Annotated in this window: 16 protein-coding genes; 10 read left to right on the top strand and 6 right to left on the bottom strand. The window is 46.6% G+C overall.

What is annotated here, in order from left to right; translation table 11 throughout:
• Positions 1-226: 226 nt before the first annotated feature.
• The 4 genes from MHH46_RS30425 to MHH46_RS30410 are packed head-to-tail and all read left to right on the top strand — an operon-like array spanning position 227 to position 4,633.
• Entirely contained in the window at positions 227-1,618 is a 1,392-nt protein-coding gene (locus MHH46_RS30425) for an NAD(P)-dependent oxidoreductase (RefSeq protein ID WP_076191729.1), read from the top strand.
• A gap of 44 nt (positions 1,619-1,662) precedes the next feature.
• Positions 1,663-2,952, top strand: coding sequence for an NAD-dependent dihydropyrimidine dehydrogenase subunit PreA (preA, locus tag MHH46_RS30420; RefSeq protein ID WP_076099706.1), 1,290 nt, complete (start codon positions 1,663-1,665; stop codon positions 2,950-2,952).
• Positions 2,953-2,954: 2 nt separating this feature from the next.
• A complete protein-coding gene (hydA, locus tag MHH46_RS30415; protein WP_076179219.1) occupies positions 2,955-4,382 on the top strand; it encodes a dihydropyrimidinase in 1,428 nt (475 codons plus the stop codon).
• The gene (locus MHH46_RS30410; RefSeq protein WP_076191732.1) at positions 4,382-4,633 is read left to right on the top strand and encodes a hypothetical protein; all 252 of its coding nucleotides are present in this window, start codon (positions 4,382-4,384) and stop codon (positions 4,631-4,633) included. The genes hydA and MHH46_RS30410 overlap by 1 nt, the downstream gene beginning before the upstream one ends.
• 269 nt (positions 4,634-4,902) lie before the next feature.
• Here MHH46_RS30410 and MHH46_RS30405 read toward each other — a convergent pair whose 3' ends face one another.
• Positions 4,903-5,421 carry a GNAT family N-acetyltransferase gene (locus MHH46_RS30405; protein ID WP_076124023.1) on the bottom strand — a complete coding sequence of 173 codons (519 nt, stop codon included), beginning with the start codon at positions 5,419-5,421 and terminating at the stop codon, positions 4,903-4,905.
• A gap of 181 nt (positions 5,422-5,602) precedes the next feature.
• Between MHH46_RS30405 and MHH46_RS30400 the strand changes: the two genes are divergently transcribed.
• The gene (locus MHH46_RS30400) at positions 5,603-6,220 is read left to right on the top strand and encodes a TVP38/TMEM64 family protein (protein WP_036682051.1); all 618 of its coding nucleotides are present in this window, start codon (positions 5,603-5,605) and stop codon (positions 6,218-6,220) included.
• 59 nt (positions 6,221-6,279) lie between these two features.
• Positions 6,280-7,191 (top strand): aldo/keto reductase, encoded by a 912-nt coding sequence (locus MHH46_RS30395; protein WP_076179216.1) that lies wholly within the window; start codon positions 6,280-6,282, stop codon positions 7,189-7,191.
• A gap of 12 nt (positions 7,192-7,203) precedes the next feature.
• Here MHH46_RS30395 and MHH46_RS30390 read toward each other — a convergent pair whose 3' ends face one another.
• The 4 genes from MHH46_RS30390 to MHH46_RS30375 form a co-directional block, all read right to left on the bottom strand.
• Entirely contained in the window at positions 7,204-8,715 is a 1,512-nt protein-coding gene (locus tag MHH46_RS30390; RefSeq protein ID WP_076124020.1) for an aminotransferase class V-fold PLP-dependent enzyme, read from the bottom strand.
• 125 nt (positions 8,716-8,840) lie between these two features.
• Positions 8,841-9,317, bottom strand: a complete 477-nt coding sequence (locus MHH46_RS30385) for a DsrE/DsrF/DrsH-like family protein (RefSeq protein WP_036682046.1) — start codon at positions 9,315-9,317, stop codon at positions 8,841-8,843.
• A 121-nt stretch (positions 9,318-9,438) separates the two neighbouring features.
• A complete protein-coding gene (locus MHH46_RS30380; protein ID WP_076124017.1) occupies positions 9,439-9,756 on the bottom strand; it encodes a hypothetical protein in 318 nt (105 codons plus the stop codon).
• Positions 9,757-9,810: 54 nt separating this feature from the next.
• Entirely contained in the window at positions 9,811-10,434 is a 624-nt protein-coding gene (locus MHH46_RS30375; RefSeq protein ID WP_036682044.1) for an acetate uptake transporter, read from the bottom strand.
• A gap of 335 nt (positions 10,435-10,769) precedes the next feature.
• Between MHH46_RS30375 and MHH46_RS30370 the strand changes: the two genes are divergently transcribed.
• The 4 genes from MHH46_RS30370 to MHH46_RS30355 all read left to right on the top strand — a co-directional run bounded on the left by MHH46_RS30370 (position 10,770) and on the right by MHH46_RS30355 (position 14,650).
• A complete protein-coding gene (locus tag MHH46_RS30370; RefSeq protein WP_036682043.1) occupies positions 10,770-11,687 on the top strand; it encodes a prenyltransferase in 918 nt (305 codons plus the stop codon).
• A 35-nt stretch (positions 11,688-11,722) separates the two neighbouring features.
• A complete protein-coding gene (locus tag MHH46_RS30365; protein ID WP_256716001.1) occupies positions 11,723-12,499 on the top strand; it encodes a DUF6081 family protein in 777 nt (258 codons plus the stop codon).
• 38 nt (positions 12,500-12,537) lie between these two features.
• Positions 12,538-13,491 (top strand): 1,4-dihydroxy-2-naphthoate polyprenyltransferase, encoded by a 954-nt coding sequence (menA, locus tag MHH46_RS30360; RefSeq protein ID WP_076179215.1) that lies wholly within the window; start codon positions 12,538-12,540, stop codon positions 13,489-13,491.
• Positions 13,492-13,654: 163 nt separating this feature from the next.
• Positions 13,655-14,650, top strand: a complete 996-nt coding sequence (locus MHH46_RS30355) for a Gfo/Idh/MocA family protein (protein WP_076179214.1) — start codon at positions 13,655-13,657, stop codon at positions 14,648-14,650.
• A gap of 88 nt (positions 14,651-14,738) precedes the next feature.
• On the opposite strand, the gene MHH46_RS30350 is transcribed toward MHH46_RS30355, so the two are convergent.
• Complete coding sequence (locus tag MHH46_RS30350) at positions 14,739-16,094, bottom strand: dicarboxylate/amino acid:cation symporter (RefSeq protein WP_076179275.1); 1,356 nt, start codon at positions 16,092-16,094, stop codon at positions 14,739-14,741.
• Positions 16,095-16,366: the final 272 nt, after the last annotated feature.

Genomic DNA, 16,366 nt, shown 5'->3' with positions numbered 1-16,366 from the left:
ATTAGACAAAGTGTCTAATGCAACGAAAATTCGAAATGACTATAGTTTGATTAACGGATGTCAGTATATATAACCTAATCAGGAAGAACGTTGAGAGATAATTTCTGTTAATGCTTATATTACTACAATAAATTAAAGATGTAAGCAAAATATTCAGACAAAACTTGAAATAATGTTATATTATATAACACTAATATGAAAAATTACCCATAAGGAGGGACTAGTGATGGAGCATTCATCTCCGTTAACAGCATTTACACCTGATATGTTCATGCGCAATTTCGCCGAGGCTGAGCCGCCTCTGACCCATAAAGGTGCCCTGGATGAGTCCAATCGCTGTCTATATTGCTACGATGCCCCATGTATAAAAGCATGTCCGACCAGCATTAATATTCCCTCCTTTATCAAACGGATCGCTACTGACAATTTGAAAGGCTCGGCACAGACGATTATGGATTCCAATCCTGTGGGTGCCAGTTGTGCTCGTGTTTGTCCTACAGATGAGCTGTGTGAAGGAGCCTGTGTGTTAAATGATGCCTCGGCGCCGATCCAAATCGGACTGCTGCAGCGTTATGCGACAGATTGGGCGATGAACAGCGGAGTTCAATTATTTAAGGCTGGCACCCCTAATGGGAAAAAGGTAGCCGTAATTGGTGGTGGTCCTGCGGGATTGTCTGCGGCTAGGGAGCTCGCCCGTGAAGGTTTTGCTGTTGTGATCTACGAAGCAAAGGCGTTAGCGGGTGGGCTGGATACACATGGGATTGTATCGTTTCGGCTCCCGCAGTCTGTATCTCTTTGGGAAGTAGAGCAGGTAGAGAAGCTGGGTGTGGAAATACGTACAGGTGTAAAAGTCGGAGTGGATGTTTCTGTAGATGAGCTGAAGTCGAATTATGATGCTATCGTTTTGGCAGCGGGTATGGGATATGTGCCTCCAATAGGGATTGAAGGTGAAAAAATGGCTGGAGTTTATGACGCTATTGCGCTTGTAGAATCTACTAAGACGGGCATTCCTCTGCTAGAGCTGATGGGTCAGCGGGTCGCTGTCATTGGGGCAGGGAATACGGCTATTGATGCAGCGACTTGCTCAGTGCGGCTGGGAGCCACCAATGTGAAAATGGTCTACCGCCGGACCCGCGAAGAGATGACGGCATATGACTTTGAATATGAATTCGCGAAGCAGGAAGGTGTGGAGTTCAGCTGGCTTACCTTGCCGAAACGTATCGTGGGTGATGAGCTTGGGAATGTAACCGCACTGGAATGTGTGCAGATGAAGCTGACGGAGGAGCTGGGCAAAGATGGGCGTCCAATACCTATGCTGATCGAGGGTTCTGAGTTCTTGATTCCTGTAGATGCGGTTGTAATAGCTATTGGTCAAAAGCGTCGTCTGGATCTAATAGATTCCTTAGGTCTTATGCATGACCGTGGGGTTGTTAAGGTGGATGAGGTCACCTGCCAAACCTCCGATCCACAGATTTATGCCGCTGGGGACATTATTTTTGGTTCAGGTAAGGGTGAGGCCATGGTTGTGTCAGCGGCACAGCAGGGAAAAGATGCAGCCCATGCGATTGTTAAACAATTCTCAGGCCAGCAGGAGGTCGTTGTTAGATCAGCGGGCTGAGCGTAGAAATCAAATTGGATTTTACATGACAGGGAGGGAACATCATGGCAGATTTAAGTATTAATCTCGCAGGAATCAAATCACCGAATCCGTTCTGGCTGGCCTCCGCGCCGCCTACGAATACAGGTTATCAAGTGCAGCGGGCCTTTGAAGCAGGTTGGGGCGGGGCGGTGTGGAAGACGCTCGGCGATCCGATCATTAATACCTCATCGCGTTTTGCGGCAGTAAATTTCAATGGGCAACGGGTTGCGGGCTTTAACAATATTGAACTGATCACCGACCGTCCGCTTGAAGTTAATCTGAAGGAAATCTATGAAACGAAAAAAAGATTCCCGAATCATGCGATTATAGCCTCCCTGATGGTAGAACCAACGCAGCATAAATGGCATGAGATTGTTAAGCGGGTAGAGGATGTGGGTGTAGACGGCCTGGAGCTTAACTTTGGTTGTCCGCACGGGATGGCTGAGCGTGGAATGGGCGCTGCTTCGGGGCAGCAGCCTGATCTGGTGCAGGCACAGACCACCTGGGTAAAAGAAGTTGCAACGACCCCGGTGATTGTGAAGCTGACGCCTAATATTACGGATATCACCGTCGTTGCCCGCCATGCGGTTAAGGGTGGAGCAGACGCGATTAGTATGATCAACACGATCAACAGTCTTGCTGGTGTAGATATTCATAGCTGGAACACCATTCCGAATGTTGGGGGTCAGGGTGCGCATGGCGGTTACTGCGGGCCGGCCGTGAAACCAATTGCGCTTAGTATGGTGGCTGAGTGTGCCCGTGACCGGGGAGTAGGCATTCCTATCTCCGGTATTGGAGGGATTTCCACCTGGCAGGATGTTGTTGAATTCATGCTGATGGGTGCTACGGGCATTCAAGTATGTACAGCGGTCATGCATCATGGCTTCCGGATTGTGGAGGAAATGATCGATGGCCTGAACAACTATTTGGATGACAAAGGCTTGGCTTCTGTAACAGAGTTAATCGGTAAATCGGTATCCCGGTACTCCAACTGGGGTGATCTGGATCTCAACTATAAGGTTGTTGCCCGTATTAATGAGAACAACTGCATCAACTGTAATAAATGCCATATTGCCTGCGAAGATGCTTCACATCAGTGTATTGATATGTTAACTAATGCAGATGGGAAAGCTATTCTACAGGTCCGCGAGGAAGATTGTGTAGGTTGTAATCTTTGTTCAATTGTCTGTCCAGCAGACGGCGCGATTGATATGGTTCCAGTGGATACCGGGGCAGCTCCACTGACCTGGAACCAGCGGCAGAAAGTGATCGGAAGTTTGAATGGCACCTATTCGGAAGTGGAGGTGGTGTAAGGATGAAAAAGATTATTAAAAATGGCATCATCGTTACCGCAGCAGATACTTATACAGGCGATGTGGCGATTGAAAACGGGGTTATTACGGAGATTGGCCTTCATTTGGATGTCCCTGGTGCGGAAATTATAGATGCCTCGGGGTGTTATGTTTTTCCTGGAGGCATTGATCCTCATACCCATCTGGATATGCCTTTTGGCGGCACGGTTACAGCTGATGATTTTGAGACGGGAACTATTGCGGCTGCATATGGCGGAACGACCACAGTCATTGATTTTTGCTTAACCACCAAAGGACAACCGCTACAGCAAGCCGTAGATACATGGCATCATAAGTCGCAGGATAAAGCGGTGATTGATTACAGCTTCCACCTTATGGTCTCAGAATTAAACGATAAAGTACTGGGTGAGCTTCCGGAGATAATTGAGAATGAAGGCATTACCTCGCTCAAAGTATTTATGGCTTATAAGAATACTTTTCAGGCGGATGACGGCACACTTTTTAAGACTCTTCAAGCTGCGAAAAAAGAAGGTGCACTCGTTATGGTGCATGCGGAAAATGGAGATGTCATTGAATATCTTGTTGAGCAGGCCTTGGCCGCAGGCAACACTGATCCGATCTTTCATGCGCTGACCCGCCCGCCGGAGCTGGAGGGTGAAGCTACGGGACGCGCAGCTTATCTAACCGAACTGACAGATTCTCAGCTTTATGTTGTACACGTGACCTGTGCGGAAGCCGCTTGGAAGATTGCTGAAGCGCGTAAAAAGGGACTGCGCGTTTACGGCGAGACTTGTCCACAGTATTTAGTACTGGATCAGACGGCGCTGGAAAAGCCTAATTTCGAAGGTGCTAAATACGTGTGGTCTCCGCCCCTGCGTGAGCAGTGGAATCAGGATGTTTTGTGGGATGCGTTATGGAGCGGCAGCTTGCAGACGATTGGCTCTGACCAGTGCTCGTTTGATTTCAAAGGACAAAAGGATCTGGGGCTGGGCGATTTCTCCAAAATCCCGAACGGTGGGCCGACTATTGAGGACCGGTTTACGATTCTATATTCGGAAGGTGTGCAGAAAGGCCGGATCTCATTGAACAAATTCGTAGACATTATTGCTACCTCTAGCGCCAAGCTGTTTGGCTTGTATCCGCAAAAAGGCACGGTCGCAGTAGGTAGTGACGCTGACCTGGTCATTTTTGATCCTTCTGTAGAAAGAACCCTTTCTGCGGACACGCACCATATGAACGTAGATTATAATGCGTTTGAGGGCTTTGAAGTGAAGGGAGAGCCTATTTCTGTTCTCAGTCGAGGCGAATTTGTTATTCGCGACAAACAATTTGTCGGCAAAGCAGGTTCGGGAAAATATTTGAAACGCAAACGTTTTGCAGCGGAGGCTCCTCTTCCTTCTAAGGCAGAAATCAGCGGAGGTGTTGTCTAGTGTCTGCTTTTGCGGAATATGCCAAAGAACAGCAGGAGATTGATGGGCTGCTTTTTAAAGGATATACGATTGCCAGCATCCAAGAGGATTTGGACGGTGCCCGAATAAAGTTTGTCAGAGGGGAGCCGGCTAAAAGCTCGGTAGAGCTGTTACTGCTGACAGCGGATGCCCGTAAGTACGTGACAACCCATGTGGTAGCGGGGCTGAGGGCGGAAGGTGAGCAGGCGGGTTGTTACAGTGGAGAGGTTTGAGGGAAATGGAATTGAAAGCTGAGTAGTGAGCCTGCGCAGGATAGGGGGCCTACTGCTCGGCTTTTTATTGTGCTCCTGAAAGGGGGCGAGGAAATAAATTCTCTGAAAATAGCCGATTATCATCGCGGCATACACTTTTGGGGAAAACCTCCCTAAAAATTACTGAAATACGCCGATTTTGCTCAAATTCGCTGAATATTAGGGAAGTTTTCCCTGATTTGCAGTTATAGGCACCTGAAAGACCAAAGATCAGGGAGGATTTCCCTAATCTATTTCTGTCGCTGCTGCTCACGCTCTATATACTCATACCGTAATATGGACATGATATGCAGAGATTCAAAATGTCCCTCAACCTTCATACAATCACGTAGAGTCCCTTCCAGTGTAAAGCCACAGCTTTCATAGACATGGCGAGCCCTGTGGTTGTGATCTCTAACATCCAACCATAGCCGATGCGTCTCGGTGTGCTGGAAGATCCAGTCGCTCACGAGACGAAGCGACAGTTTGCCATACCCAAAGCCCTTGGAATGGATGACGATTCGTTTAATACAAACGGTAAGATGAATATCTTGAAGTCCTGTTACGATGATATAGCCGACTCTTTTCCCGGACCTCTCCCAAATTGTAAGATGCAGGATATCTGGATCATGGATAGCCGTAATGTGCTCCTCTTTACTCCACTGTCCGATATAGGCACGATTAAGCTCACTTTGTTCAATGGCTAGAACGAACGCTAAATCCTGCTCAGTGGTAGTTTGCAGATCCAACGTTTCTGAATGAATGATCATAACCTTATACCCCCCGTCTAATATGTATTTTTGTCTATAGTAACGAAGAATTTTCTCCCTGTCATTTAATTAGTCCCTGTTGCTCACTCTATATTGGCGGCACTGTAGGAATGAACGTAACTTCGTGTATAATTGAGACCAAGTGTTAAGAATTCCAATCGGATGAGGAGATCAGCTGGTTATGTATTTTCTTGATATTATGTCTTGGCTGACAGAGGATAATCTGCGGCATCTGCTTGAACAATATCGTTCGTTTGGGCCCTTTCCGGGCATTGCGTTAACGTTTATGAAATCATTTATACCACCACTGCCAACTATTGCGATCGTAGGGTTAAATGGGGCCGTATATGGTTTATGGTTAGGTTTTTTGTATTCTTGGATCGGTCTGGTTGCAGGCTGTGTGACTACCTTTTGGATTATCCGCAAAGTAGCCTCCCATCGTTATTTACGAAAGTGGGCAGCGCGGCCCAAAGTAGCCAAAAGCATGACGTGGGTGCGGCAAAGCGGATTTAGCTATGTTTTTCTGCTTAGTATATTTCCGGTAGGACCTTTTGTTGTGATTAATATGGCAGCGGGGCTTGCCGGGATGAGGTTCCGTTCGTATCTTCTTGCGCTCACGGTAGGCAAAGCGATTATGGTATTCGCAGTTTCATACATTGGCAACGATCTGGAACGTTTCATTCGCCAGCCGTGGGAGATTATCTATGTTCTGTTGTTTATCGGGCTGTCGTTATGGGGAGTCAAAGCCATCGAAGCGCGTTTTGCTAGAACAGCACAGGATGGGAACAAGATAGCTTAGCATAGAGTCAGAATTAACTTGAATCCCTAAATTTAAATAGAATAAAGGAGGAAATGATGATGAAATATCGTAAGCTTGGCAGTACAGGAATGAATGTCTCGGTGATTGGCCTAGGGACTTGGCAGTTTGGCGGAGAGTGGGGCAAGGATTTCACTCAGGTTGAAGTAGATGCCATGCTGGATAAGGCTGGAGAGCTGGGTATTAATCTGATTGATACGGCAGAATGTTACGGAGATCACTTGTCGGAGAAGTTCATCGGGGATTATCTGGCGCGCCGCAAACGCGAGGACTGGGTTGTAGCTACGAAATTTGGCCATCATTTTCAGGGGCATTTGCAGCGGGAACAGCTATGGCGTGCTGAGGATGTGCTTAAGCAGCTGGACGACTCCCTCCGCGCACTCCAAACAGAGTATATTGACCTCTATCAATTCCATTCCGGAACGGATGAGCAATTCGATAATGATAAGCTGTGGAGTATGCTCGACAGACAGAAGCAAGCCGGCAAAATCCGTCATTTGGGCGTGTCGATCAGTGCATCGGGCTCGGGGGTGCACCAGACCTCTGCGGCAGCGGATGTGCAAGCAGAGGCCATACAAGTAGTATATAATCGGCTGGATCGTCAACCTGAAGAAGAGATTCTTCCGCTGTGCATCGAGCATCAATTAGGTGTGTTAGCTCGCGTTCCGTTAGCCAGTGGTTATTTGAGCGGCAAGTATAAGCCAGATGCGGTTTTTGCTCAGGGTGATGTGCGAGCTAACCATAAAGAGGATGTAAGACAAAAGCAGCTGCGTGCAGTAGCAGAAATTGCTGCTAATGAAGTGCCGTCAGGTCTGGATATGGCGCAGTGGGCTTTGGCTTGGTGTCTCCAGCATTCCGCAGTAACCAGTGTAATTCCGGGCTGCAAAAATGTAGAACAAGTCATCTCCAATGCCAGTGCTGCCGATTTGGACATGGTGAAGGGCAACGTGTGATAAGTTAGATTGTTACATGGTGAAGAGTTCTTGGAGCTTCATCTCGGGTGAATGCTGCGCGTAGATATGATTCCAGCTGTTCGTGGAAGTATCGTAAAGGTAGTCCTGCTTCCATTGCTGGACATGGGTCGCAATACTCCTTACAGCGGATACAATTCTCTCTACTTCCTGATTAGTCATAATGGGATGTAGGGAGATGCGAATCCACCCTGGTCTGAAGGATTGGTCGCCGCTCATGATCGCTCCGGCAATCTGAGCGGATTGCGTCCACCCTAATCCAAGCAGGTAATGTCCGTATGGACCTGCACAAGAGCAGCCGCCTCGAGCTTGTATGCCGAAACGGTCATTCAACAGCTGAACAGCGAGGTTGTAATGGATATCACGAAGTGTAAAAGAGACGATTCCATGACGTTCTGTATGATCTCCGGCCAGCAGCGCGCATTCCGGGATGCTGCGGAGCCCTGCCATTAATTCCTGACACAGCTCGTGTTCTCTAATCACCATATATTGACCGTTTCCATTCATCTGCTCCTTCAGCTTCACGCAAAGTGCCGTGCGAAAAGCCTGTAAAAACCCCGGTGTTCCCCCGTCTTCCCGCATCTCAATCGCATTAGTGTAGCGGCGTCCTCCCCAAGGGTTGACCCAGGCTACTGTACCTCCACCCGGTTCGTCAGGAATACGTCCATTGCTCAGCGCTTCATCAAAGATTAGAACGCCATTTGTGCCCGGCCCACCCAGAAATTTATGCGGAGAAAAAAAGATCGCATCAAGCTTCTCCAGTGGGGAAGGTGGGTGCATATTGATAGGCTCGTAGGGAGCACTGGCGGCAAAATCCACAAAGCATACGCCCCCATGACGATGCATAGTAGCCGCTAGCTTTGCGTAAGGCGTCTGAATTCCAGTCACATTAGAACAAGCTGTAAATGAACCAATCTTGAAACGACGATTGGGGTACAGTCGCAGCTGGTCTTCAAGCTGTTGAGGGTCAATATTTCCGTCCTTTCCGGCGGGAATGGTAACGACGTCACCAAGTCCCTCCTGCCAAGGAAGAATATTGGAATGATGCTCCATATGGCTGGTGAAGATAACGGGGCGGTCTTCCAGTGCACGGTTATTATGTTCCTGTAGCCATTCCGGGAGCCTTAATCCCATGATACGCTGCAGCTTGTTCACGGCTCCTGTTGTTCCATTGCCGCAGAAGAGCAGTACATCCTGAGGGCCAGCATTTACATGGTTCTTGATGATTTGGCGAGCTTCATTATAAGCCTGCGTCATGATTAGTCCGGTGGTGTTGGAATCTGTATGTGGATTGCTGACGTAGGGACCGAAGGCTTCCTGCAACTTGCGTTCGATCGGTTCATATAAGCGCCCGCTTGCGGTCCAATCGGCATACAGAAGCGGCTGTCTGCCATAAGGGGTGTTGATTTGATGCCGAATGCCGATGGTGTGACCACGAAAAGTATCAAAATGGTCTTGTAATGAAGCGGGCGTCTCTGCAGAAGAGGCGTGGATGATGTTTAGCACGGATATTCCCTCCAGCCCGTACGCCGTCAGTGTTAAGTTAATGGGGTGTATTTTCGGCGTGCCAGTAGTTTCTATGGCAACAGTATATGCCTGCATGGGGGATTGGGTTAAAGCCTAGTCAGACTTTAAATAAATAACTGTACATCACTTTCTAAAGCATCTTTTAAATATGCCGCAGCATCGATGATTTCGACCTCTGGCAGCAGTTCCTCGGGCTTAAAGCCCATGATCTCCACAGAGAGCTTGCAGGCATAGAATTTGATGTTTTTTTTACGAGCCCCTTTCAGAAAATGAATCAGCTTCGGTGCGCCTTGTTCCTCCATCATTTCCTCGAGCATCATTCGTCCCAGCCCGCTAAAGTTCAGATGAGAGAGCGGCAGCTGCCCAGGGCCCTTCGGTGTAATAACATCCATCAGCTTCTCGTAGATACTCTTGTCCTCAAGAGTCATCTTCTCCGGATCACGCACCAAAAATAGACCCCAGAATGAAAAAAACATAGTAACCTCGACATCGATATCTCTTGCAGCATTTGCTAGGATCAGTCCAGCCATCGCTTTGTCGTATTCCCCACTGAACATTAGCAGATTGATTTTTTTGCTCACCCTGATAATCCTCCCGTTACTTTTATTAGAATGTCATTAGTATGGTTGTGGTGGGGAGAACTATGCGAAGAAGCTTTCTGAAATTATAAAAAAAAGCCCCCTTTCGGGAGCTTGAGATTTACTAATGTACTTCAGGATCTTTAGATTCTGGACCTGCATTGCGACTGATGTCGTAATAACGGGCGGACAGCCAAATAGCTCCGGTAAATAACACGATGAGTCCAAGGACGATAGAAAAGCGCCAATCGCCTGCTTTAAAATTCAACTGAAGCACCGTTAGTACTAGTGAAACTTGGGTCCAAACCAGTGTTCTTTTGCGAAAAGCCGCAATATCGCCAACCATCTTCGGGATATTCCGAATGATCAGGTAGGCAATAACTGCGAGAATAAGGGCGAAAATAGCAGTTACCGCTAATTCAGAAGAGGACAGGACATGCATAGTCTCAGCATCCTTTCGGCTTGCAAAAGTATTAGTTTCAGATCAGAACAATTTCTATTTTTTGAAGATGCCCAGCGGAGCTCCAATCGGTAAGAAGCTGCGGCCGAAATGAGCGTTTAGCACGGATGCTCCACATCCGTAAAGGGACACGATACCAATACCAAGCTCAGCACAAGCAGCTAGCTTATGGAAGAATTCTGGAGCGATCCCAAAGGAATCAAAGGTTAGTCCGATAAAGAGAAAATCTATCAATACAAAAATGATAAGCAGAACTCTATTTGCCTCAACGGCACCAATCGTCATAAAGAGTGTGAAGATCAAGTAACCCAGAAATACAAATCCGAGCTGCTTAGGATCTACAGCCTCCGCAAGCGTTGGACCAAATACGCCAAGCTTGATTAGCCAGCTGCTAGCCATGCCGAACCAAAAGAAAGCGTAGGCGCCAAAGGCGGTCATACCAAAGGTATTGTTGTGCTTAGCATCCTGAATGGCGGCGAATAGCTGCGCGAATGCTCCCAGGAAGATAGCCCAAGGAATAACGTAGCTAAGTCCTGTTGTAAATTCAAGCTTCTGTGAAGAAGCGACCAATGTGACAATAGCCAGTCCGAATAGCCCGATGGCGCTAGGGTCGGCAGTGACGATTTTGACAGATTGGGTGTTAGGGGATTGCGCTGACATGACAGTAAAAGCCTCCATTATTATATATAGTTTTACGCTCTTAAAAACAGCCCGTAAGGGGCGCTGTTCATAGGCTTGCCTATCATATCATATCGGTATGTGCTTGCCTATAAAACAACACTCATTTTTTGTCGTAAAATAGGGGTCCTGCGTGAAATAAGGAATTGTTTACATTTTTATCTTCCATTATCAAGATACTTAACCAAACAAACGGAAGTATTATGTCAAGAATAGACATTATATGCAGTGATAATCTTCACAATCTATTGAAAATTGATGTATAATAGTCAGTGATAATTATTATCAAATTATATGAAAAAGGCGGTAAGCTTGAAGTGAACAAATGGACATTATTTACCAAGGCGACCCGGTTTTGGAGTTTTTCTGTTATGCTCATCCCGATTGTTTTGGGGACCGTTGGGGCATATGTATGGGAAGGGACATTCCATCCGGTTTTATTTATTCTTACCTTAATAGGGGCGATTTCGGCGCATTTGTTCTCCAATATGGTGAATGATCTGTGGGACTTCCGCAACGGAACCGATACAGAAGCAAAGAATTCCGCTGGTGAAATCAGCACAAACTCCGGGCTACTGACAGGTGGAATCCTCTCGGAGTCTTTTTATGCAAGGATGACCTGGAGTATGCTGGCGATTGCCCTTATCTGTGGTGGGATTCTTAGTATATATAGCGGTTGGAATATCCTCTGGTTTGTACTTGTTGGTGCTTTAATCGCTTATTTCTATGTGGCTCCGCCACTGCGTTATGGCTATCGCGGCAAAGGTTATAGTGAGATGGCCATTTTTATTGCTTTTGGGATTATGCCTGTATTAGGCTCCTATTTCGTACAAACCGGTCAGTTCAGCATGAAGCCTGTAATTCTCTCGCTGCCTGTCGGATTTTTAACTACATTATTGTTGTTTAATCACCATTTCCTACATTGGAAAGCGGATGAGCAGGCGGGTAAGCTTACGCTTGTTGTAGTATGGGGAGAACAAAAGGCACTTGTATTCTCACGTGTACTTCTTTTCACTGGCTACGCTTCGGTGATAGTGTGTGTGCTGTTGGGTGTACTTCCTGTTTACGCACTGCTGGCGCTGGTTACAGCTTTCTGGCCGCTGCGCATTTACAGTAGTCTGAAGCAACATAATGCTTCGCCGGCTTATATCCCGCTGATGGGTGCTTCACAAAAAGCCTCCGTACGCTGCGGAGTAGTAATGGCAATAACTTTATTAATTCAAGGCTTGATCTGATACTAATAGATGGACTACAGAAGGAGTGAGCTTTCATGGAAAAGAAGGACAAGGAATTGATGGCAGAAGAACAACAAGTTAAAGGCAATCGCATGGTTCTTGGGGATTTCCACTCCATTTTAGAAGAAGGAAAGGTCTGGAAGACGGGTGGATTTACACTGCCTGACGGATCATTTTGGGCTTACCGTGAGCCGGAAGCTGTAGTTATCGTTCGTAATGATACCTTGTATGTACGTGCGAAGTTATCTCGTGAGAACCATCAAGTGCAAATTCTGGACAATGCCAAGCACATGTATTATTCAGCCAAGCCAGTGGAGATTCCGGAAGCTGGAGAGATTAGCATTGAGCTGCAAATTCGTTGCCGTACACAAGGAACTGCACCTGGAGATCTGTATGATGGATATGTATCGCTGAACCTGCTGGATTTCACGACAGGCGCTGCGCTCGATTTCTTCGCGGGAAATGACAAATATGCTAGTGTATATGGTATTTTGCCGTTCCCGGGTGTACAAGTGCCAGAAAGCACTGGAACGAAATATTTCTGCATCTTTAAAGAAGATACGGATTTCAAACCACGGGAATTCAATACGTACCGTATTACCTATCACCGTGGCAATGATGAGGCTGTATTCTATTTGAACGGCACGGAAGTACGCCGCGAGAAAAATATACCGCTTAAATTCAATAACTTCACTGTAGCGCTCGGAATTATGACAGAGAAGGATCTGAGTCCTGAAGGCAGTGTGTCTGTACATGGACAAACAGTTATTGCAGAATGGTCCCCAGTGACGGTTACAACAACTGAACAGTAATGCCTTGCAGGCTCATTTGACAGATAAGGGTGTATGGTGTGAATATTAAAAGCTTTCTAAGATTTGTGGAGCTGCCGACGAAGGTAGCCAGTATTATTCCGTTTCTAATGGGAACGTTGTATGCCCTGTACCGGTTTGAGGATTTTTACGTACTGCGTTTTGGATTGATGTTCGTGTCTTTGCTTAGCTTCGATATGGCGACGACGGCGATTAACAACTATTACGATTTCAAAAAAGCCTCCAAAACCCACGGCTACGGCTACGAAACGCATAATCCAATTGTTCATTTTAAGCTAAAAGAGCGCACCGTCGTGGCGACGATTGTTATTTTGCTGGCGCTGGCAGCAGGGGGCGGGATTGCGCTTGTCACTCAGACGGGTTTGCTGGTCTTTTTGCTGGGTGGACTGTCGTTCTTGATCGGTATACTTTATTCGTTCGGGCCGATTCCCATCTCGCGAATGCCGTTAGGTGAGCTGTTTTCGGGTTTGTTTATGGGCTTTGTTATTATTTTTATCTCTGCCTATATCCATACGGATGAGCATGTGGTTTCACTGCTGCTTCAGAACGGCTGGGTCAGCTTGAATATCAACATCGTGGAAGTGCTGTACCTTTTCTGGTTTTCCGTGCCCGCTATTTTGGGGATCGCAGGGATTATGCTCGCTAATAATATTTGTGATATTGATGAGGATGTGGAGAATCGCAGGTACACGCTTCCGGTGTACATTGGCCGCCGCAAAGCGCTTGTGCTTTTTAAATATCTCTACTATGTCTCTTATCTGGATCTTGTAGTGCTGCTGATCTTAGGGATTAACCCTATTCTGGTTCTGTTGATTCTACTTACGCTGATCCCGCTTCGCCGAAATATTGCCTTGTTCACAGAGAAACAGGAGAAGGCGAGTACCTTTATTCTTGCCGTCAAAAACTTCGTATTGATGAACCTTGCGCGTATAGTTGTGCTGGGTGCGGCTTTGCTGTTAAATGCACTAATATAAACATTCATATTTTATAAAAAAGCAGTGTCTATCGGGGTTGGAGCTCCTTTTGGCACTGTTTTTTTGCAATTTGCAGGCTTCTTTCTGTTAGAGAAACGTTTCATTCTATGATAAGGTGGCTTTAAGTATAGTAAGTAATCTATAAGGAAGAAGGTTAGCAACGATGGTGCAAAAACTTCGCTGGGGAATCATGGGCTGTGCGCAGATTGCGACAGGTTCAGTGATGCCGGCTATAATGGATTCGGAGACGGGAATGATTACAGCGGTAGCCAGTCGCGGTTTAGAAAAAAGCAGCGCTGTAGCCGCAGAGTTCGGAATAGATAAAGCTTACGGCAGCTATGAGGAATTACTGGCGGATAAGGATATTGATGCGGTGTATATTCCACTGCCAAATCACCTCCATCGGGAATGGGTAATCCGTGCGGCGGAAGCTGGCAAACATATCTTATGTGAGAAACCGATCGCGCTGAACAGTGAAGAAGCGGCTGAGATGGTAAAAGCTTGTAATGATGCTGGAGTCCATTTGGCAGAAGCTTATATGTATCGGCATCATCCTCGGATTGCGGAATTGCAAGAGATTATCGCTAGCGGTGAAATTGGCGAATTACGCTCCATTCGAGGCACTTTTACTTATAATGACGCTACAGACACCTCTAATATTCGCTTTAAATCCGCTTGGGGCGGCGGCTCGCTTTATGATATCGGCTGTTATCCGCTAAGTGCAGCACGACTGCTGTTCGGAGCTGAGCCAGAAGCCGTAACAGTTCATGCTATGTTCTCTCCGGAGCATGACAATGTAGATATGATGGCTTCAGGGCTGGTAGAGTTTCCGAAGGGGCTAAGCCTGATTTTTGATTGCGGGATGTGGGCATATAACCGCCAGCTGTTAGAGATTCTGGGGACCGATGGAATGATTGAAGTGCCTATGCCTTTTAATGCTAGAGACGAGGATGCTGAATTTTTTGTGCATACGGGAGAAGGGGTAAGACGGGTTGATGCCACCGGGGCGAATCCCTATACACGGGAGGTCGATGATTTTGCCGCCGCAGTATTTACAGGAAAAAAATTATTTGCACCTGAGGATGCAGTGCTGGGCATGCAATTGATCGAGACTTGTCTAGCTTCTGCTAAAAAGCGGGAAAGAATTAGTATGCTATAAGAAGATGAATCCAATAGGAATCTATGCAAAAAAAACCTCCGGGCGCTCTGCTTTACGCAGATTCCGGAGGTTTTTACAGTTTCAGCTTTTAAACGGTGCTCAAGAGAATATCATCGTCATCATTGCTATTAAACGCTTCGCGGTCAAATTCACCTTCGGAATTAGCTACTAACAGAGCTGTTACAGCTGTTCCAGTTGCGTTTACAGCGGTACGGCCCATATCGATGAGCGCTTCAACACCTGCAACGATAGCGATTCCTTCAAGCGGCAGGCCGAGAGCAGTTAAGACTACTGTGGTGGAGATTACGGCTGGTCCAGGTACGCCAGCTACACCAATGGAAGAAATAATACTTACTAATACCAGTGTAATATAGTCGGTCCAGTTCAGATCAATACCGAATACTTGGGCGGTAAATACAGCCACAATAGCTGGCCAAATCCCACCGCACGCATTAAAGTTCACAGATGCCCCTAACGGTGCGATAAAGCTCGCGATCCGCGGGGAGACATGAAGCCGCTTCGTAATCACTTCTAGATTGACCGGTAGGGTTGCGTAGCTGCTTCTGGTTGTGAAGGCAACGGTAATGGTTGGATACACTTTGCGGAAGAAACGAATTGGATTCACCTTCGCTACTAATAGAACCAATCCGCCAAAGATAAGTACAAAATGTATAATCATTGCTACGTACGAGGTTATAATTACGCTGCCTAGCTCCTGCAACGTCTCCCAGCCATAACGTGCGGTGATTCCGGCAATCAGTGCGAATACGCCATAAGGCGTCAGGCGAATAATGAATTTCACAACCTGATGCAGTATCAGTGTCAGGGATTCAATAAGATCACGTACAGGCTTGACGGCTTCCGGTTTCTTGGAGCCAATCTTGATTATAGCCACTGCTAGGAAGATCGCGAAAATGAGTAGAGGCACAACCTTACCCGTAGCTGCTTCATTAACAGGGTTAGATGGAACAAGATCGAGGATAACCTGGGAGAAGGTCGGGATTTCACGGGCTGCAAAATCTGCGGGTACATCTTGTTGTATACCTTGGCCGGGATTGAACAGCAGCGCAACGGATAGGCCGATAATAGAAGCGATGCCCGTTGTTCCGAGGAACCAGGCGAAGGTTTTGATCCCGATTTTGCGTAGATACTCCAGATTGGTTAAGGAAGAAATGCTGTTTAATACGAGTACGAATACTAAAGGAATGACGAGCATGCGGATCAAGCTGATATAAATGCTGCCGAATGTGCTAATAGCTTTGGTCTCTAAATCGAAGTACTGAAAGAATATACCGGCAATAAGTCCGATGCCAAGTCCGATGAGTACCCGGGTACCAAATCCAATTCGTTTACGTGCCAGTAGAAACAAAATTGCAAACACAAATATGGAGGCGACAAATCCATACCAGTTCGTTTCGATGGCGGATAATAAGTTGTTATCTATGTTCACTACCAATACCCCCTTAAACCTAGTTTTTTAATGGGATTAATCCTATTGAGATCAATCTATATAGAATTTATAGTAAAGTCAATGTAATTATATGTTAAAAATAATTAATTCCGATAAAAACCATGTGAAAAATAAAAATTGATTGACAAGGCACTATGGCATGAATAATATGGAACTTAATCACAAGCCAATTGGAATCGACTGGACAGCCGGAGATTCAACGAAAGACGCGTAAATTGCGTCCCGTTGAGTCTCTTTTTTTTTAC

This window comes from Paenibacillus sp. FSL H8-0175 (assembly GCF_045040615.1).
Classification (GTDB): domain Bacteria; phylum Bacillota; class Bacilli; order Paenibacillales; family Paenibacillaceae; genus Paenibacillus_AQ; species Paenibacillus_AQ odorifer.
This window is presented reverse-complemented; position numbering and strand designations above follow the sequence as displayed.